Below are 17,135 nucleotides of genomic sequence, written 5' to 3'. Positions count from 1 at the left end.
CACCACCCCACCACCCAGTCAGGAGACCGACATGACCTCCGTACTCATCACCGGCGCCTCCAAGGGCATCGGTCGAGCCATCGCCATCGAACTCGCCGCCCGCGGCCACCGCGTTGTCGCCACCGCCCGCCGGCCCGAAGACCTGGACGACCTCCCCGTCGACCAGCGCCTGCGCCTCGACGTCACCGATCAGAAGAGTGTCGACGAAGCCATCCGCGACGCGGGGGAGATCGACGTACTCGTCAGCAACGCCGGCGCCACGATCCGCGCGTCCCTGGAGAGCGTGCCTCTCTCCAAGGTCGAAGAGCTCTTCCAGCTCAACACCTTCGGCCCCCTGCGGGTCGCCCAGGGCGTGCTGCCCGCCATGCGCGAACGCGGCGCGGGACGACTCATCTTCGTCTCCAGCATTCAGGGCCGGCTCGTCGTGCCGATCATCGGCCCCTACGCCGCCAGCAAGTGGGCCATGGAGGCGTTCGCCGAGACTCTCGCCGTAGAAGCGGGGCACTTCGGCATCAAGGTGACCATCCTCCAGCCGAGCACCGTCTCCTCCGGCGGGGCCGAGCGCGCGAAGTCGTACTTCACGGACAACGACCCGTACACCCCACTGTTCAAGCAATTCGCCCCGCTGCGCGGCACCTCCATCTTCGAGCCCGTCACCCCTGAGGAGGTGGCCACCGCGCTCGCGGACACGCTCGAACAGCCGGATCCCCCGCTGCGCCTCCCGATCGGCGAGCCCGCCAAGGTCGCCCTGGAGGCCCGCAAAGCAGCCCCGGAGGACGCCCCCTTCGTACCGCTTCCGCTGGACTGGTAGCTACCGCCTCCGCTCGGCCGGTGGCCAGGTCAGCCCGAGTGCGGCGGACCCCCCGGGTGGGGAACGACGTGCAGTTGGGCCGGCCCGTTGAGGGAGAGCGAGGGGACCGGGGACGGAACCTGGTCGGGGTGGGCGAGCGCCAGGAGAGGAAGGCGCTCGAACAGGGTGGTCAGAGCCACATGGGTCTCCATCCGGGCCAGGTGGGCTCCCAGGCAGAAGTGGGGGCCGTGGCCGAAGGCGAGGTGCTCCTTGCCGGTCCGTGCGGGGTCGAACACGTCGGGGCTGTCGGGGTGCAGCTCAGGGTCGCGCCCGGCGGCCGCGAAGGCGATGATGACAGGCTCGCCCCGGCGGATGACGACCCCTTCGCCGAGATCGATGTCCTCGATGGCGTAACGCATCGGGTGATGCATGATCGGGCCGTTGTGACGCAGCGTCTCTTCAACGACGTCTTCCCAGCCGACGTCGCCCGCGCGGAGCCGGCCGAGGTGTCCGGGCGCGGCCAGCAGGGCGTGGACGGCGCTGGTGATGAGGTTGACGGCGGTCTCGTACCCCGCAGCGAGCATGAGGAAGAGATGGTCGAGCAGTTCCCTGTCGGTCAGCGGCGCCTCACCGTCCGCGGACGGTGTGAGGAGATCGTTGGTGAAGTCGGAACTCGGGTGTGTCTTCTTGTACTCCAGCAACTCCGCCAGGCGGGCGTCGAGTTCGGCCAGCCGGGCCTGGCCCTGTTCGGCGGTCGCCGTGGTGTCCATCAGCGCGTCGATGGAGGCGCCGAGATCCTCCCTGAGGACGTCGGGGACACCGAACAGATCGCAGACGACGGTCATGGTCAGCGGAAGGGCGAGCGCGCGCCGGATGTCGGTACTCCGGCCGGGCGGCAGCGCGTGGATCGCGTCGACAAGGCGGTCCGCGGTCGTCCGGACCTGCGGGCGCATCGCCTCCACCCGCCGAGGTGAGAACGACGGGGCCATGCGGCGGCGTAACCTGCGGTGTTCCTCGCCGTAGGCGTTCAGGAAGTTCCGCATGAGGGCCGAGACCGCCAGGGGCCATCCTTCGGGGACCTCGGCGAGACCGGGCCAGTGGCGGTACGGATCACGGGAGACGCGCGGGTCGCCCGTCAGCTTCTGGATGACACTGTGCCGGGTGACGGACCAGGCGCGGACACCTCCCGGCAGCTCCACCGGCGTCGCCGGACCCCTGGCACGCAATACGGCCGCGTCCGCGTGGGCGGCACGCGCGGTGGGGTCGAGCACAGGACACCCGGAATCGGACAGCGCGGTCATACCCTGCTCCTTCGTGCCGCCGTGCTGCCGGGGCGCACGGCACGACCGTCGGTTTTGTACGCGGTTTTGTACGCGGCACTCCCGGAACGCCCACCTCGGCAGAGCTGGTTCCTTCTTCTCTTCTACGCGCCGGCCCGCGCCCTGGCAACGGCGCACATCGCGCCACCGACGACACGAAGGTCAGGTGGTACTTGAGCGCGCGCCGGCGCTCCCGGGCGCCCCGGAACGCGTCTTGGGCGCCCGGGAGCATGTCCCGGGCGCCCAAGGCATGTGGTTCAGCCGGCGGGGTCAGCCGATGCGGGCCACTCCCGCGTACAGGCCGCAGTCCTCGTCCTCCGGGGCCGGGGTGTCCTTGAACCACTCCGTGGCCGTCACCACGCCCGGGGCGACCAGGTCGAGGCCGTCGAAGAAGCGGGTCACACCGTCGCGGGTACGGAATCCGAGGGTGATGCCACCCTTCGCGTACTCCGCCGTCACCCGCGACGACAGCTCCGGGAACAGGTCGGACGCGGCGTGCGACAGCACCAGGTAGCTGCCGGCGGGCAGGGCGCCCACGAGCGTGTCCGTGATGCCGTACGGGTCCTGGTCCTCGGGGATGAAGTGCAGGAGCGCGATGAGCGACAGGGCGATGGGCCGGCTGAAGTCCAGGAGCGTACGGGCGTGTTCGAGGATCACCTCGGGCTCGCGGACGTCCGCCTGGATGTAGTCGGTGACGCCCTCCGGCGAGCTGATGAGCAGGGCCTCGGCATGCCGCAGGACGATGGGGTCGTTGTCCGTGTAGACGATCCGCGCCTTGGGATTGATCCGCTGGACGATCTGGTGGAGGTTCGGCTCGGTCGGGATGCCCGTACCGATGTCCAGGAACTGGTCGACACCGTTCCGCGCCAGCCAGGCGGAGGCGCGCTGCATGAACGCGCGGTTCTGCCGGGCGGCGGCCTTCGCCTCCGGGGGGAGCTTCTCGCCCACCTCCTGGTCGACCTGGTAGTTGTCCTTGCCGCCGAGGAGGAAGTCGTAGACACGCGCCGGATGCGGCTTGCTGGTGTCGACCTGAGGCTTGGGCGTACTCGCCGTCATGAGGCGCTCCTATGCGGACGTGATCGTGGACAACACATTGATCGTGGAGAAGGTGACGTGTACCTGTACCCGGTGCGATGGTAGTCGCGGTGCCGGAGCGGACGCGGACAGGCCCCATGCGCGCAGACCCTCTGCGTACGGAACGCTCACCGGCCCCCTTTCTCTCCCGCCTGCTTCGTTTTCCGTCCGGCTACACTCGGACGCCCCGGGGGCTTGACCAGGACCGATGCCCCAGTACCACTGGAGCGTTCGTTCATGGCCATGCGTCGCGTGCTGGGGAAGCGCATCGTGGAGATCGACGAAGCCGCCTACGACGAGCTTCTCGCCCGCCACGAGGGTGTGGTCCTGGATGTCGGTACGGGGGACGGGAAGCACCCGTTCCATCTGGCCCGGCAGCGGCCTGACCAGCTGGTCATCGGGCTGGACGCGGCCAAGGACAACCTCCGCAAGACCGCGGCGAAGGCGGCCGCGAACCCCGCCAAGGGCGGCCTGGCCAACCTGCTCTACCTCTGGGCGCCCGCCGAGCAGCTGCCGGCCGGGCTGCGGGGCGTCACGGAACTGCACATGCTGATGCCCTGGGGCAGCCTGCTGCGCGGAATGCTCGGCTCCGATCCCTCGATGCTGCGGGGTCTTGCGGCGGTCTGCGAACCGGACGCGCGCTTCCTGACCACGCTGAACCTGCACGCGTGGCGCCCGCCCGTACCGGAAGTGGGCGACCACCCGGAACCGACCCCCGAGTCGGCGGTCAAGGGCCTCGGCCCGCTCCTGGCGGCGGCCGGCTGGCGGCTGGACGAGGCGAAGTACCTGGACGCCGAGGAGATCGCCTCGCTCGCCACGTCGTGGACACGCCGGCTGAACTCGACACGGGCGCAGCTCGACGTCCTCGCCCTCACGGGGGTCATCAACCCGTCAAGTGACGAGGCGGCGGAACCGCCCGCGCCGGATGTGTGAGTCGTTCAGGGAATCGTTCAGCGGGAGGTGTCTTCCTTCGGCTGCTGCTGCGCCTTCGCCGCTTCCAGCACAAACTCGTACGCCCGCTTCCTCGACCACGTCGGCAGCGTCGCCAGCGCCAGCGCCAGCGTCTTCGAGGAGACCGACTGCGCCGCCAGCGCTCTGACCAGGGCGGACAGGTCGACGTCGGAGTCCGTGCCCCCCTCGGGGACTTCCTCCGCCGGATCCACGCAGCAGAGCACGTCGCCACCGCCGGTCACCCGCGTCGCCGCCTCCGCCACCGACCCCCACCAGGGGCGTTCCGCCGCGGCGGAAGTCGCGGCGGCCACGGCCACGGTCCGGACGCCCAGCGTCCGCCCCGCCTCGTCCAGGATCTTCGGCAGTTCGGCGACGGAGGCCCTGAACACCACCCGCGACAGACGGTGCGCGCCCAGCAGCCTGCCGATCTGCCGCCTGCGCTCGTGGTGGGCGAGGAGGACAGGGACGGGGTACGGCGACAGCGCGGCGACCGCCAACTCCGCCGGGAGCCCGATGACTTCCACCGCCGGCCGGTGCGGGGCCGCGAGCAGCTTGCCGACCGGCGCGCTCCGGGTGTCCTCGGTCGACACGGCCAGGACCCGCCCGCCCTCCGCGATCGCCGGCAGGACCGAGTCCCAGGGATCCGCGTCCGCCCCCAGTACGGTGATGACCTGGCCGGCCCCTGCGTCCTCCGCGATCACCGTGTCCGCCGCCGCGATCTCCGCCGCGAGGCGGTCGTCCCGCTCGTCACCGGCGCGGTAGAGGACAAGCCGGCCCTCGGCGGCCTCGGTGTCCCGCTCGACGACGATCGTGATCTCGGCGTCCGGGTCCGTGAGCGCGTGCAGCAGGTCGCGGGGCAGGTCGGAGGACGCGTGGTCGGCGTCGGTGGCCAGGGTGTTCGGCAGGCGCTCGGAGCTGAGCCGTACCACCGCGCCCGAACCGGGCCGCCAGGCGGAATTGGCCAGTGCCCGGACGGTGAAGGTGTGATCACCGACGCTCAGGGTGATCCGCAGCGGACCGGCCAGCCGCGCGGGGGCCGGCCCGTCGAACGTGGCGCCGACGCCGATCACACAGGTCGCACGGCTGGTGATCTCGGAGCTGGAGGTGAATTCGAGGGTCTTGGTGTGGGTCGCGCGGATGTCCCGGTGCCCCCGGCACCGCAACCGCATCAGCTCGGCCGACATCGCGCACCCGCTTTCCCTGTGGTGTCCCTGGGGGACCCGGTACAGGGGCGATCATCGCAGCAGGTCGATCGAGTGGCGAATTCCGCGCGGCATAGAGTGCGTGCGTGCCGTCGTACAGCATTGGCCAGGCAGCGGGACTGCTCGGCGTGAGTTCGGAGACCGTCCGCCGCTGGGCCGACGGGGGTCAGCTGCTCATGGAGCGGGACGGCGCGGGGAATCGCGTGATCGACGGGGTCAGCCTCGCCGGTTTTGCCAAGGACCGGGCCGTGGGGCTGCATCCGGTGGCCGACGAGGTGTCCACCTCGGTGCGCAATTCCTTCGCCGGCATCGTGACCGGGGTGGTGCTGGACGACGTGGTGGCCCAGGTGGAGGTCCAGTCGGGGCCGCACCGGCTGGTGTCCCTGGTAACCCGCGAGGCCGTCGAAGAACTGGGAATCGAGGTCGGGGTGACCGTCACGGCCCGCGTCAAGTCGACCAACGTGCACGTCGACCGCCCCTAGGGCGTATCCGCGCAGGAGAAGCGCCCGGCGCCCGGCGCCGCGCGGTGTTCGAGCGTGGTTGGCAATCGTTCGTGTTCTCGTGCTTCGGTGACACGGCGAGGTGCCATACCCGGCAATCCAGGACGAGTTAACGTCCCGAAGGGAAGACCTGGTGTCCCTCCGAGAAAAGAGAACGCGACCATGCGCATGCTCACCAAGACCCGGACGGCCGCCGCCGTCGGCACACTGCTGCTCGTCGCCACGACAACATCGGCCCACGCCACCGAACCCGCTTCCGCCAGGGCGTACGTCCAGCGCTGCACGGACCTCGGCAGGGGCGACCTCTGCATCGACGTCAACGGGCGGGCCGGCGGCCAAGGGACCATCGGCGTCGGCTACTGGAAGCGCTCGGGCGACGCCGTGCACGTGCGGCTCGGCTGGCAGAACACGACAGGCGGCGGGGCGAACTTCAGCCGCACCGTCCGCGGACCGCTGACCCCTGGAACCAACACAGGCACCGAGACCTGGTCCACCCACCTGGCGGCCGGTTGCGTCTACCCGCTCATCGAGGTCGTCGGGGCGGGCACCCTCAAGGGCAAGGAAGTCTGCGTGCCTTCCTGACCGGTGCGGGGACGTCCCGCCGCCCACGGGCCACCCGGCGAGTATGTTTAGTCGCGGAACTTAGTCGCGGAACTCCGCGGCCCTTCGTGGACCTCGGCGGCGGGGCGGCAGACAAGGGGAGCACCATGGACCAGGAGTTGTGGACCGACGTGGATCGCTACTTCGGTGATCATCTGGTGGGGAAGGACGCCCTCCTCGACGCGGCACTCGCGGACAGTACCGCCGCCGGGCTGCCGGCCATCCATGTCGCCCCCGTACAGGGGAAGTTGCTGAATCTGCTGGCCCGGATGCAAGGGGCGCGGACAATCCTGGAGATCGGCACGCTCGGCGGGTACAGCACGATCTGGCTCGCCCGCGCGCTGCCCCCCGGCGGGCGGCTGATCACCCTGGAGGCCGACCCGGCCCACGCCGGCGTGGCCCGCGCCAACCTCGCACGCGCGGGGCTGGCCGGTACGGTCGAGGTGATCACCGGTCCCGCGCTGGAGACGCTGCCCCGGCTGGCGGAGGCCGGACACGGGCCGTTCGACCTGATCTTCATCGACGCCGACAAGCCCAGCAATCCGGAGTACCTGACCTGGGCCCTGGCGCTGTCCCGGCCCGGCAGCGTCATCATCACGGACAACGTCGTGCGGGCCGGTGAGGTGATCGACCCGGAGAGCACCGACCCCAGGGTGCAGGGGGTACGGCGCTTCACCGAACTCGTCGCCGCCGAGCCCCGGTTGAGCGCGACCGCGCTCCAGACGGTGGGCAGCAAGGGGTACGACGGGTTCGCCCTGGCCCTCGTCACGGCGGGCGCCCCCTCGGCACCGGAGGCCCGTGACACCCCTGACGCCCCTTCCCGCAGGACCGGCGCCCTGCGCGAGACCTTGCGCGGACTCGACGTGTTCGCCGGTGAACTCCCCACCTTCCAGCCGCACACGGCCCCCTCGGATCCCGAACAGCTCTTCGTGGACTGGCTCTTCGAGGCCGTGGACGCGGGCGTACGCGAGCCGCACGCGATGACACTGTCGACCGTCGATCCGGAAGGGAACCCGGCGGCACGGGTGTTGATCCTCAAGAACGTGGACGCGGACGGCTGGCAGTTCGCCGTGCACGCCGCCAGTCCCAAGGGCCGGGACCTCGCCGCCCACGGCCGGGCCGCGCTCACCTTCTACTGGCCCCAGTTGGCCCGGCAGGTACGGGTACGCGGCCCGGTGGCCGCCGAGCCGCCCGAGCGGAGCGCCGCCGACTTCCTCGCCCGCTCCCCCGAAGCCCGCGCGGAAGCGCTACTCGGCCTCCAGAGCGGCCCGTTGACGGATCTCACGGCCCGCGACGCGGCCACCGGGGCATCCCTGGAACGTGTCGAGCGGGAGCCGGGGCTGGTGACGCCGGAATGGACGCTGTACTCCCTGCGCGCCGAACAGGTCGAGTTCTGGCAGGGCGACCGGCAGCGCAACCACACCCGTCTCCAGTACACCCGACAAGCAGGAGGAGAAAGAGAAGGAGAGGGAGAGGGAGAAGGAGAGGGAGGGCGCTGGGTGAAGCAGTTGCTGTGGCCGTGAGGTGAGGCCGGCTCCCGGGTGTCCTACCGGGAAGCCCCCAGGAGGACACCCGGAAAGCCCCCAGGAGGCCGCCCCCTCAGCCGAGTTCGAGACTCGTGACCGCGAAGAGTCCGGCGAGGTCTACATCCGGGTCAGGTCCGGTGTACATCCGCGCCGCCTCGAACGACGGGCTCAGCCCGAGCCGTTCCATCAGTTCGACGGACGGCGCGTTGATGTCGGGGACGTCGATCGCCACCGGCGCGCCCGGGGAGGTCGCCGACAACCCGCCCACCAGCGCGGCGGCGACCTCCTGCGACGAGGCGTAGAGCGGGCCGATGCGGGAGGCGCCACGGGAGGCGCGCATGACGGCGAAGCCGTCCAGTTCGCCGTCCCGGATCGCGACCAGCGCGGTCCTGTCGGGCAGACCCACCCAGGACGCGAGGAAGCCCGGCCGGGGAGCGGGGAAGAACCGCCGGTCGTACGCGGCGAGTTGGCCGAACGGTACGGTACGGGCGTCGCGCAGCGTGATCCCGTCCCGCCACTCACCGCCCCGCGCACCCCCGGCCCCGCCGCCGTCACCGCCCCCGCTCGACGGCACCCCTTCGTACCGGATGTTGTTCCAGGCCCGGCGGAAGCCGGACGCGCGGTAGTTGTCCTGCTGGTCGATCACCCCGTCGAGCCCGACGTTCCGCCCAGCCAGGCGCGCCATGCCCGCGCGCCACACCTGGATCCCGTACCCCTGACCCCGTACGGAGGGCCGGGCGATGTAGAACCCGATGAAGCCGAAGTCCGTCCCGTAGCGCACGGCGGAGATCGAGGCCACCGGCTCCCCGTCCAGCCGCCCGAAGAGGAACCCGTCCGGGTCCGTGGGGAAGAACGCCTGCCCGTCGGAGTCCCCCGGATTCCATCCCTCGTCGGCCGCCCACTCACCGAGCGCCCTGATGTCGTCGGCGCTCGCGCCCGCGATCTCGAACTGTCCCACCCTGCACCTCCAGGTACATTTCGCCCCAAAGTACAGCAGGTGTGGGGTCCGCCACCCCGGGATTCCCCACCCCGGGGTCCCGCACCCCAAGACCCCGCACCCCAGGACCCCGTACCCCGGGAGCCCCCACCGCACGACCCCACACCGCGGAACCCTTCGCGGGCGCTACGAGCCGTACACGCTGAAGCCCGACAGCTGTCCGGCCGGCCACCCCGTGTTCGCGGTGAACTGGAGCCGTACGTAACGGGCGTTGGCAGCCGTCGCGAGTGTCACCGTCACGGCGTTCCCCGAGGCGGGGTCGAAGGCGCGGCCCGCCGCCGCCGAAAGGGTGCTGAAATCCGAGCCGTTGGTGGAGCCCAGCACGGCCACGGTCTGCGTACGACTCCCCCACGCCGGGTTCGGCGGCAGCGAGAGCACCACGCGCTTGACGGCCGACGCCGCTCCCAGATCGACCTGGATCCACTGCGGGAAGGCGTTGTTGGCGCTCTCCCAGTAGCTCGAACTGTTCCCGTCGACGGCGTTGCCCGCGCCGTAGTTCTGCGTGGAGCTGCTCGCCGAGGCGGGCCTGTTCAGCGCCAGGTCCCCCGTCGGCTGCGTCGGCCCGCCGCCCCCGGGGAACGGCACGGTGGGACGTACCGCCGTCAGCGCCAGTTGTCCCTTCAGCATCCGCCCGCCGTCGGCGGTGAGCCGCAGGTAGTAGTCGGCGGAGCAGGCCGTGCCGTCCTCGTTCAGCGCCCGGATCCCGGACCCCGCCGGCACCTCCGCGCTCGTCTCCGTGGTCTTCGCGATCTGGTTGCCCTCGTTGAACTCGTCGAACATCGAGATGTAGAAGCCCTGCACCCCCACCCGGCAGAGGTTGTAGAACTGACGCCACATCAGCTCACCATGGGCCCGGTGCCCCGACTGGAGATCGCCGGGGATGACACAGGGCTGGTAGTCGATGCCATGGGCGTTGCAGTCGGCCTGGTCGGGGGTGTTGAGGTCCCGGTAGAACTGGTCGGCCTGACTGACGTTGGTGATCCGCCCGACCATCCAGGGCGAGATCATGTCGAACGAGTGGTACACGTCGAGGAAGCCGGGGCGTGAGTCGTTGATGCCGTTGCGCCAGTGGGTGGGCACCCCGCCGATCACGTAACACCCCTGCGCCTTGAACCAGTCGACGACGTCCTTGCAGGGCGCGGGCGCGAACGGCCGCCCGGGGTCGCTGAATCCGAAGCCCCAGATGCAGACGACGGGCTTGCCGTTCTGTACGGCGTACGCGCTCGACGCGGTGTACGCCTTCATCTTGTTCGTCCAGTCCTGCTTGATCTCCGACTGCATGTTCGTCCAGTCGGTGACGTCGTACATGATGTAGAACTTCCGGCCGTACGCCTCCGCCGACTGCCGTACCTTCTGGGCCATTCCGTCCCGCGTCGGGCCCTCACCGCCGAACGGGTTGAAGCGCTGGAGCGCCGCCGTGTCGCAGCCGTTCTCCCGCATCCACCGGAAGTGGGTGTCGACGGTCTGCTGGTCCCAGGACGAGAACAGTGTGGCGCGCTGGCCGTTGCCGAGGTTCGGGTAGGCGGTCGCGTAACTACGGGTGTACTCCCGCATGTCGGGCCACGACACGAGGGTGGTGTTGCTGGGCGACGGCGGCTGGCCCGCGTTCCGGCTGTAGTGCCACCAGCTATTGATGGGCGCCCCGTCGCCGATGCAGGCGAACCAGCCCTGGTAACCCACCGTCACCTTGCCGACCACATCGCCCGGCGGGGAGGCCGCCGGGGCGGCGGCGGCCTGCGTGAGGGTGCCCGGCAGTCCGCCGAAGCCGGCGGTGGCGGTCCCGGCGAGTGCGGACACGATGACGGAGCGTCTGGAGATGGCCATGGGGGGATTCCTCGCTGTCGGCTCTGCGTACCGGTCGGGGGATACGAGCCGCGGCCCGCGTCCCGGCGGGCCGCCGCTCGCCGACAACATATGGACATGACAACGCATGGACAAGATGAGTGCACGCAATTTCTGTACCGACTCTCACAAACTCCTGATCATTCACCGGGAAAATTCAACGAAATGAGAGGGTACGGACCGGGGCACGCACGCCCCGCGGACAACCCGCTCACGCCCCACGCGCGCGATCCGGCCAATCTGTTCCACGGCCCCGGGGGCCGTGGCCGGGTCCGTACCGTCGGGCGGCCCCCGCCGCGCAATCCCCCGATAGAGTGCCCACCCACCTCGCGGGTGGTTCGAACGCATCATCACGGCCGTGCACGCCCACCCCGCACGGGTCTCCGACCGCGCTCGAACATTTGTTCTATGATTCCCCCGGCGTCCCCCGTTACAGCCCCTTGATCAGGGCCGTTGTCCGGGCGCCGGCACATCACCCCGCGCCCTTCCGGAGGAATCATGCGACCTGTCCCTGCCCCCGCCTGCCCTGTCGCCGGACATCCCGCGTTCGAGAACGGCGGTACGGCGCCCCTCGCCCGGCAACGCCGGGTTGACGTTTCCGCCCGCCGCGCGGCCCTGGCGTCCCTGGCATCACGACCGACACCGAGGAGGGGTGCGTGAGCCACACCAAGACACTTCCGCCGCCCCTGCGGGCGTGGGCGGAACGCTCCGTCGGTCCCCTCGGAGCCGTACACGACGCGTCGCACCCCCGCGCGGACTCACGGGTGTGGGACATCTCCGACGCCCAGGGCCGGCGCTTCTTCGTCAAGCAGTCGCCGACCCCGAAGTTCTACGAGCGCGAGACCTTCGGGTACCAGTCGGCCGTGCCGGCCCTCGGCTTCGGCGCGGCTCCCCGGCTCGTGGCCAGCGACGCCCGCAATCTGGCGCTGCTCCTGACCGCCGTACCGGGCACCCCGCTCTCCCTGCTCACCCTCAGCGTCACCGCGCACCGGTCGGCACACCGGCAGTTCGGGGCCCTGCTGCGGCGGCTGCACGGCAGCGACAGGATGCCGGGCGCGGGCCGGAGGGCGGCGGAGGAGGCGATCGAGCACGCCGCGACCACGGGGGTCGAGACGCATCTCGTACGGGCCGGGGCCCTGCTGACGGACCACCGGCGGGCGCTCGTACGGCGCGCGGCCGAGCATCTCCTCCAGCTGACGGACCGGCTCGTACCGGCCCACATCCACGGCGACGCGCAGGAACGGAACGTTCTGTGGACGGGGGCGGGGACAGGGGCTGGGGCGGGGTCCGGCCGGTTGGCCGTGATCGACTTCGAGCGGTCCCGGTACGCGCCCGCCGTGCAGGACTTCGTACGGCTTGCCTGCGGGCCCTGGCAGGACCGTCCCGACCTGCGTGACGCGTTTTTCCACGGGTACGGGCGCACCCTCACCGACGCCGAACGCCAGGCGCTGACCTGTCTGGCCGCGCTCGACGCGGTGAGCGCTCTGGCGTACGGGCCGGCGCACGGGGACGACGAGGTGACCGAGCGGGGCACGCGCACGCTGGAGCGACTGGAGCGGGGGCTCTTCGTATGAGTGAACAAGAAGCGAATGCGGCCGAGGCGCGAGTGCCTGGGACGCGTGTGGTCAAGACGCGAGTGGCCGAGACGCGTGTGGTCGAGACGGTCGGCGGCCCGCTCGACCCCGTCGATCCGGGGCGGCTGCTCCCCCGCCTGGCCGCCGAGATCCCGCCGGGCGGGCGGCTGGAACTGACCGTACGGACCGGGGATCTCACCCAGGAGCTGTGGGAGGACCTCCTGGTCGAGGCCGGCTTCATCGTCGACGAGATCGTCCCGGTCAGCGTCCTGGACCGGGGAACTCCGGTTCTCTGCCGGCTGATCCGCGCACGCCGGCGCCTCGCGCCCCCGCGCCCGCGCGTGATCAGCCGGCCGCGCGCCGCGGCGCCGCCCCGGCCGCAGGCCGTGATCGGTGTCGGCGTGATCGTGCGGGACCGGTCCGGCCGCATCCTCCTCGGCCTGCACCACGGGGGGACGTGGGAGCTGCCGGGCGGCAAGCTGGAGCCCGGCGAGTCCGTCACCGCCGCGGCCGTACGCGAACTGCGCGAGGAGACCGGACTGCGCGCCCAGGAGCAGGACGTGACCGTGTTCGCGATGCTCCACGACGAGACGGTGGGCCTCACGCGCGTCACCATGGCGGCCGTCGTCACCGCGTACGAGGGTGTCCCCCTCGCGGCGGAGCCGGAGTTGATCGCCGAGTGGCGGTGGGTGCGGACGGACGAGCTGCCCAGCCCGCTGTTCGTACCGTCCGCGCAGATCCTCACCACCTGGCGGCCGGAACTCGACGTGGACCACCCACCGGTCCACCGTCTGGCCCTGGCACTCGCCGCCGAGCGGGGCGGGCGGGCCGGGCGGCCCCGCGGGGCCGGGCAGGATCAGGGCTTGCGGGCCAACCCCGCGTAGAGGGAGACCGCACCGTCGGTGGTGCCCTCCGGAAGCTCGCCCTCCGGACGCCAGCGGTGCGGGACCTCCACCCCCGGTTCGACCAGGTCGAGCCCGTCGAAGAAGCGCAGGATCTCGTCGCGCGAGCGCACCTGGCCGGGGATTCCGCTGCCGTGGTAGACGCCGAGGATCTTCACCCACATCTCCGGATCGAAGTCCGGGGTGCAGTGGGAGAGGCCGAGGTAGCTGCCGGAGGGCAGCGCGTCGAGCAGGAACCGTACGGCGTCGTACGGCCGTTCGTCGTCGGTGACGAAGTGCAGCAGCGCGTTCAGCGACAGCGCGACAGGGCGGGACAGATCGAGCGTCCGGCGCAGCTGCGGCGACTCGATGATGCTCCGCGGATCCCGGAAGTCGGCGCGGACGAAGGCGGTACGGCCCTCGGGGGTGCTGTGCATCAGGGCCTCGGCGTGCCGCAGCACGACCGGGTCGTTGTCGACGTAGACGACGCGCGCGTCCGGGGCGGCCTCCTGGGCGACCTGATGGAGGTTGGGGCTGGTGGGGATGCCCGTACCGATGTCCAGGAACTGGCGGACGCCCGCCTCCCCGGCCAGCCAGCGGGTCGCGCGGCGCATGAACAGCCGGTTGGTCGCGGCGGCCGTCCTTGCGCCCGGGGCGATCGCCTCGACCCGCACCGCGGCCCTCCGGTCGACCTCGTAGTAGTCCTTGCCCCGGAGGAAGTAGTCGTACATGCGCGCGGCATGCGGGCGTGTCGTGTCGATGCCGTCGAAGTCGTCCAGGCCGTCGAAGTCATCCAGGCTGTCGAAGTCGTCGAGGCCATCGAAGTCGTCGGCCGGGGGCGGGTCGGGGTCCGTCATGCGATCCATCCGTTTCTCGGGCGGCCCGGGCCGGGAGGTCGGCTCAGAGCAGGAAGTCGGCGAGGCCGTTCTTCGCCCCTTCGACAAAACCCGCCATGGCGGCGACGGTGCAGATCAGTGCGGGACCCGTGGGATCCGACGACTGGCGGACCGCGACGCGCCCCTCGTCCACCCGCTTGGTCTCCACACAACTGCCCCCGTTGGGACCGCTCCAGGGCCGCTCCCAGCCGTCGGCCCCCAGTGCGTCGGCCGGCATGCCGTTGAATATGTCCCGCATCATCAGAACTCCTTGCGTATTCCTTGGAGAAAATCTCTTGTCCCGTCCCCGGCCGAGGCCCGGACCGCCATGTTGTCCAGCACCTCCAGATAGGCGGCGACGTCCGGGCGTTGGTCCATATAGACCGCGCCGGTGAGATTCTCGGTGTAGACGATGTCCGGCAGGTCGGCGAGATCGAACCGGAAGAGATGGAACGGCCCGAACGCGCCGAGATGCGGGCCGATCGAGAACGGCATGATCTGGAGCGTCACATTCGGCCGGGCCGCCAACTCGATCAGCCGGTCGATCTGCCCGCGCATGACGTCCACTCCCCCGACGGGCCTGCGCAACACCGCTTCCTCCATGAGGATCCAGAGAATCGGCGCGTCGGGTTTGGTGAGCAACTGCTGGCGTTTGGCCCGCAGTGCCACGCGCCGTTCCAGCTCGGCGGGATTGCGGTGCACACCGGCGCTCAGCACGGCGCGGGCGTAGTCCTCGGTCTGCAACAGCCCCGGTACGTAGTGCGGTTCGTACGTCCTGATCAGGCGGGCCTCGTCCTCCAGGCTGACGTAGGCGCTGAACCAGCTCGGCAGGGCGTCGCGGTAACGGTGCCACCAGCCGGGCTTGTTGGCCGCCTTGACCAGCTCGACAAATTCCTCGGCCTCCGCCGCCGCCACTCCGTACGCCCCCAGGAGCAGCCGGACATAGGGGAGTTTGAGGCCCACTTCGGAGTTTTCCATCCGCCGGACGGTGAGCGGGGTCACGTCCAGGATTTCGGCCGCCGCCTCGCGGGACACCCGCGCTTTGTCACGCAGAGCACCGAGTCGCTTACCGAGAACCATACGCAGGACCGTGGGAGCGGTTCCCGTACGGGAGTCACTCACGTGCCGCCTCCTGACGCCGACTCATAAGGCCGATTCTGGCAGCTCGTCCGGGCTCGAACCAGTGTGGTCGGGGGCATTCTGAAATTATCAGAGCGATCAGTTGCGAGTGGATAGTCTCAGCCCGCATAGTGAGCGCGTGACGCGGACCACGGATCGCCTTGTTCGTCCTCGATCCCGTTCGGCTGCCCGCCCGGTGACGGCGGGCCGTACCGCCCGGGTCACCCTCCCCATGGACCGCGCCTCGGCGTGACCATCGGAGTCCGCTGACCGACGCCACGGGGGGCCGGTCAGCGGACTCTGCTGTACGGGGGGGTGCGTCGCCAGGGCTCAGGGGGCGTCGCCCGGGCTCAGGAGAGCGTCGCGCTGACCACCAGGACAAAAGCGGCCACGGAGAACAGCGTGCGGACGCGGTGGAACGCGTTCCACCGCCCCTCGAAGGCGAGGCGCGCCGCACGGGCCGGCGCGGAAGACGACTCCAGCTGGTTGTTGAGCGGTACGTTGCCGCCGATGGTCACCAGGTGATTGATCACCGCGCACACCAGTCCGGCCACCAGCAGCCACTTCTGCGTGTCCGAGCGGCCGTCGACGGGGACGGCCAGCGCCGCCGCCGGGAAGCCCACGATGGCGAAGAAGGTCAGGAGGAAGACCGGGCGCGGCACGTACTGGTTGACCCGGCGCATGGCGGGGACGAACTGCTCGTCCGTCAGCGTGCCCAGGGCGGGCATGATGCCGGTCTGGAAGATCAGGAAGTAACCCGCGAACAGACCGGTGGATATCGCGGAGAGGGCGAGCAGCAAGGTGGCCATGACGGACATCATGTCGCAGGAAACGGTCACGTCGGCGCGGTTCTTGAGCACTTTTCGAAGACGCGGGCATGCCGCTGGCATGGAGTCGCCACTCTCTGAACTGGCACTTGTCACGGAGCGCAATCATGTGCGTACATGGAGTGGCGTACGGCTCCGAGGGGATGCGGGGGTGGTCAGCCGTGGCGGAGGTTTCGGGTGCGGTTCTCAGTCGGTCCGCGCTGTCGCTGGCGCTGTCGAAGGGGATAGTGACAAGGAGCATCACGCAGGCGGGCGCGACGGGCGTGATGGGCGTGGCAGGCATGTCCGCAGGGATGGACCCGCTCCGGACGCCGGGCCGGCCGATCCGGGGGATACGGGAAGTGACGGCCACGCTCACGGCGTTGGTGCGGTCGGCCCGTCGTGAGTTCCTGATCTTCGACGATCCGGGGAGCTGTCTGGGGCAGGGGATTCCCGAGCAGTTCCTCGCATTCGCGGACTCCTGCGTACGGGCGGCGGGCGAGCGGCTCCCGCAGGGCGGCGGGACCGGTGAAAGGGCGGGAGGCAGGCCCGGGGGCCGCGCGGCGGCGCGGGCCCCCGCGATCACCGTCCGGCGGATCGTGCCGAGGCAGGGCCTGGCGGGGCTGCCGTTGCCCGCGCCGTGGCCGCTGCCGGGCCGGGCCAGACAGACGGACTCCATCCCGTTCAAGATGATCCTGGTGGACCGCGCGGTGGCGGCGATCCCCCTCGATCTCCAACTGCACTACAACGGCGTGCTGCTGATCCGTGACCCCGTGATCGTCCAGGCCCTGGTCCGTACGCACCAGCTGTGGTGGGAGACCGGTGAGGAGCTGCCCACCGACGCGCTCTCCGCGTCGGCCCCGGGCATGCTGCCCGAGTCGTTACGGCCGGTCCTGGAGGCTCTCCTGGCGGGCCTCACGGACGAGGCGGCGGCGACCAGGCTGGGCATGTCGGGACGTACGTACAGCCGGCGGGTGTGCGACCTGCTCACGGCCCTCGGCACGACGAGCCGCTTCCGGGCGGGCGCGGAGGCGGCTCGTCGTGGGTGGATCTGATGGCGCGGCTGAATCCGGCGCGGC

Annotated in this window: 17 protein-coding genes and 1 pseudogene; 9 read left to right on the top strand and 9 right to left on the bottom strand. The window is 70.6% G+C overall.

The window, feature by feature from the left end; all coding sequences use genetic code 11:
* Nucleotides 1-31 precede the first annotated feature (31 nt).
* Complete coding sequence (locus ACIO1C_RS07300; RefSeq protein WP_401859529.1) at nucleotides 32-811, top strand: SDR family oxidoreductase; 780 nt, start codon at nucleotides 32-34, stop codon at nucleotides 809-811.
* A gap of 29 nt (nucleotides 812-840) precedes the next feature.
* Here ACIO1C_RS07300 and ACIO1C_RS07295 read toward each other — a convergent pair whose 3' ends face one another.
* Complete coding sequence (locus tag ACIO1C_RS07295) at nucleotides 841-2,091, bottom strand: cytochrome P450 (protein ID WP_401859527.1); 1,251 nt, start codon at nucleotides 2,089-2,091, stop codon at nucleotides 841-843.
* A gap of 288 nt (nucleotides 2,092-2,379) precedes the next feature.
* Nucleotides 2,380-3,165 carry an SAM-dependent methyltransferase gene (locus ACIO1C_RS07290; protein ID WP_401859525.1) on the bottom strand — a complete coding sequence of 262 codons (786 nt, stop codon included), beginning with the start codon at nucleotides 3,163-3,165 and terminating at the stop codon, nucleotides 2,380-2,382.
* 255 nt (nucleotides 3,166-3,420) lie between these two features.
* Between ACIO1C_RS07290 and kamB the strand changes: the two genes are divergently transcribed.
* Nucleotides 3,421-4,116: a 16S rRNA (adenine(1408)-N(1))-methyltransferase KamB gene (gene kamB, locus ACIO1C_RS07285; RefSeq protein WP_401859523.1), complete on the top strand. Its 696-nt coding sequence runs from the start codon at nucleotides 3,421-3,423 to the stop codon at nucleotides 4,114-4,116.
* A 17-nt stretch (nucleotides 4,117-4,133) separates the two neighbouring features.
* Here kamB and ACIO1C_RS07280 read toward each other — a convergent pair whose 3' ends face one another.
* Nucleotides 4,134-5,318 carry a DUF371 domain-containing protein gene (locus tag ACIO1C_RS07280; RefSeq protein ID WP_401859521.1) on the bottom strand — a complete coding sequence of 395 codons (1,185 nt, stop codon included), beginning with the start codon at nucleotides 5,316-5,318 and terminating at the stop codon, nucleotides 4,134-4,136.
* 104 nt (nucleotides 5,319-5,422) lie between these two features.
* Here ACIO1C_RS07280 and ACIO1C_RS07275 point away from each other — a divergent pair, with 104 nt between their 5' ends.
* The 4 genes and pseudogenes from ACIO1C_RS07275 (at nucleotide 5,423) to ACIO1C_RS07260 (ending at nucleotide 7,959) form a co-directional block, all read left to right on the top strand.
* Complete coding sequence (locus tag ACIO1C_RS07275) at nucleotides 5,423-5,818, top strand: molybdopterin-binding protein (protein WP_401859520.1); 396 nt, start codon at nucleotides 5,423-5,425, stop codon at nucleotides 5,816-5,818.
* A 180-nt stretch (nucleotides 5,819-5,998) separates the two neighbouring features.
* Nucleotides 5,999-6,418 carry a hypothetical protein gene (locus ACIO1C_RS07270; protein ID WP_401859518.1) on the top strand — a complete coding sequence of 140 codons (420 nt, stop codon included), beginning with the start codon at nucleotides 5,999-6,001 and terminating at the stop codon, nucleotides 6,416-6,418.
* Between the two features lie 125 nt (nucleotides 6,419-6,543).
* Nucleotides 6,544-7,206 (top strand): annotated as a pseudogene (locus ACIO1C_RS07265) (O-methyltransferase); the annotation flags it as partial.
* A gap of 93 nt (nucleotides 7,207-7,299) precedes the next feature.
* Nucleotides 7,300-7,959 (top strand): pyridoxal 5'-phosphate synthase, encoded by a 660-nt coding sequence (locus tag ACIO1C_RS07260; RefSeq protein WP_401859965.1) that lies wholly within the window; start codon nucleotides 7,300-7,302, stop codon nucleotides 7,957-7,959.
* A 76-nt stretch (nucleotides 7,960-8,035) separates the two neighbouring features.
* Here ACIO1C_RS07260 and ACIO1C_RS07255 read toward each other — a convergent pair whose 3' ends face one another.
* Both ACIO1C_RS07255 and ACIO1C_RS07250 read right to left on the bottom strand, forming a co-directional pair.
* A complete protein-coding gene (locus ACIO1C_RS07255) occupies nucleotides 8,036-8,920 on the bottom strand; it encodes a GNAT family N-acetyltransferase (protein ID WP_401859516.1) in 885 nt (294 codons plus the stop codon).
* A gap of 165 nt (nucleotides 8,921-9,085) precedes the next feature.
* Entirely contained in the window at nucleotides 9,086-10,783 is a 1,698-nt protein-coding gene (locus ACIO1C_RS07250; RefSeq protein WP_401859514.1) for a discoidin domain-containing protein, read from the bottom strand.
* Nucleotides 10,784-11,457: 674 nt separating this feature from the next.
* Here ACIO1C_RS07250 and ACIO1C_RS07245 point away from each other — a divergent pair.
* Nucleotides 11,458-12,375, top strand: coding sequence for a phosphotransferase (locus ACIO1C_RS07245; RefSeq protein ID WP_401859512.1), 918 nt, complete (start codon nucleotides 11,458-11,460; stop codon nucleotides 12,373-12,375).
* Between the two features lie 47 nt (nucleotides 12,376-12,422).
* Nucleotides 12,423-13,259 carry an NUDIX hydrolase gene (locus tag ACIO1C_RS07240; RefSeq protein ID WP_401859510.1) on the top strand — a complete coding sequence of 279 codons (837 nt, stop codon included), beginning with the start codon at nucleotides 12,423-12,425 and terminating at the stop codon, nucleotides 13,257-13,259.
* Here the strand turns inward: ACIO1C_RS07240 and ACIO1C_RS07235 are convergent.
* The 4 genes from ACIO1C_RS07235 to ACIO1C_RS07220 form a co-directional block, all read right to left on the bottom strand.
* A complete protein-coding gene (locus tag ACIO1C_RS07235) occupies nucleotides 13,232-13,987 on the bottom strand; it encodes an SAM-dependent methyltransferase (RefSeq protein ID WP_401859963.1) in 756 nt (251 codons plus the stop codon). The two genes, ACIO1C_RS07240 and ACIO1C_RS07235, sit on opposite strands and share 28 nt — an antisense overlap.
* Nucleotides 13,988-14,156: 169 nt before the next feature.
* Entirely contained in the window at nucleotides 14,157-14,390 is a 234-nt protein-coding gene (locus ACIO1C_RS07230) for a DUF397 domain-containing protein (RefSeq protein WP_401859961.1), read from the bottom strand.
* A gap of 2 nt (nucleotides 14,391-14,392) precedes the next feature.
* Complete coding sequence (locus tag ACIO1C_RS07225; protein WP_401859508.1) at nucleotides 14,393-15,253, bottom strand: helix-turn-helix domain-containing protein; 861 nt, start codon at nucleotides 15,251-15,253, stop codon at nucleotides 14,393-14,395.
* Between the two features lie 347 nt (nucleotides 15,254-15,600).
* On the bottom strand, nucleotides 15,601-16,059 hold the full coding sequence (locus ACIO1C_RS07220; protein ID WP_401859506.1) for a DUF1772 domain-containing protein: 459 nt from the start codon (nucleotides 16,057-16,059) through the stop codon (nucleotides 15,601-15,603).
* A 359-nt stretch (nucleotides 16,060-16,418) separates the two neighbouring features.
* On the opposite strand from ACIO1C_RS07220, the gene ACIO1C_RS07215 reads away from it, so the two are divergent.
* Nucleotides 16,419-17,111 (top strand): DNA-binding response regulator, encoded by a 693-nt coding sequence (locus ACIO1C_RS07215; RefSeq protein ID WP_401859504.1) that lies wholly within the window; start codon nucleotides 16,419-16,421, stop codon nucleotides 17,109-17,111.
* Nucleotides 17,112-17,135: the final 24 nt, after the last annotated feature.

The organism is Streptomyces sp. NPDC087420, assembly GCF_044744165.1.
Taxonomy (GTDB): domain Bacteria; phylum Actinomycetota; class Actinomycetes; order Streptomycetales; family Streptomycetaceae; genus Streptomyces.
This window is presented reverse-complemented; position numbering and strand designations above follow the sequence as displayed.

Excerpts from the sequence above, each read along its gene's own strand:
- ACIO1C_RS07300 (WP_401859529.1), top strand. The coding sequence starts at position 32 with ATGACCTCCGTACTCATCACCGGCGCCTCCAAGGGCATCGGTCGAGCC.
- ACIO1C_RS07295 (WP_401859527.1), bottom strand. The coding sequence starts at position 2,091 with ATGACCGCGCTGTCCGATTCCGGGTGTCCTGTGCTCGACCCCACCGCG.
- ACIO1C_RS07290 (WP_401859525.1), bottom strand. The coding sequence starts at position 3,165 with ATGACGGCGAGTACGCCCAAGCCTCAGGTCGACACCAGCAAGCCGCAT.
- kamB (WP_401859523.1), top strand. The coding sequence starts at position 3,421 with ATGGCCATGCGTCGCGTGCTGGGGAAGCGCATCGTGGAGATCGACGAA.
- ACIO1C_RS07280 (WP_401859521.1), bottom strand. The coding sequence starts at position 5,318 with ATGTCGGCCGAGCTGATGCGGTTGCGGTGCCGGGGGCACCGGGACATC.
- ACIO1C_RS07270 (WP_401859518.1), top strand. The coding sequence starts at position 5,999 with ATGCGCATGCTCACCAAGACCCGGACGGCCGCCGCCGTCGGCACACTG.
- ACIO1C_RS07250 (WP_401859514.1), bottom strand. The coding sequence starts at position 10,783 with ATGGCCATCTCCAGACGCTCCGTCATCGTGTCCGCACTCGCCGGGACC.
- ACIO1C_RS07235 (WP_401859963.1), bottom strand. The coding sequence starts at position 13,987 with ATGTACGACTACTTCCTCCGGGGCAAGGACTACTACGAGGTCGACCGG.
- ACIO1C_RS07230 (WP_401859961.1), bottom strand. The coding sequence starts at position 14,390 with ATGCGGGACATATTCAACGGCATGCCGGCCGACGCACTGGGGGCCGAC.
- ACIO1C_RS07220 (WP_401859506.1), bottom strand. The coding sequence starts at position 16,059 with ATGGCCACCTTGCTGCTCGCCCTCTCCGCGATATCCACCGGTCTGTTC.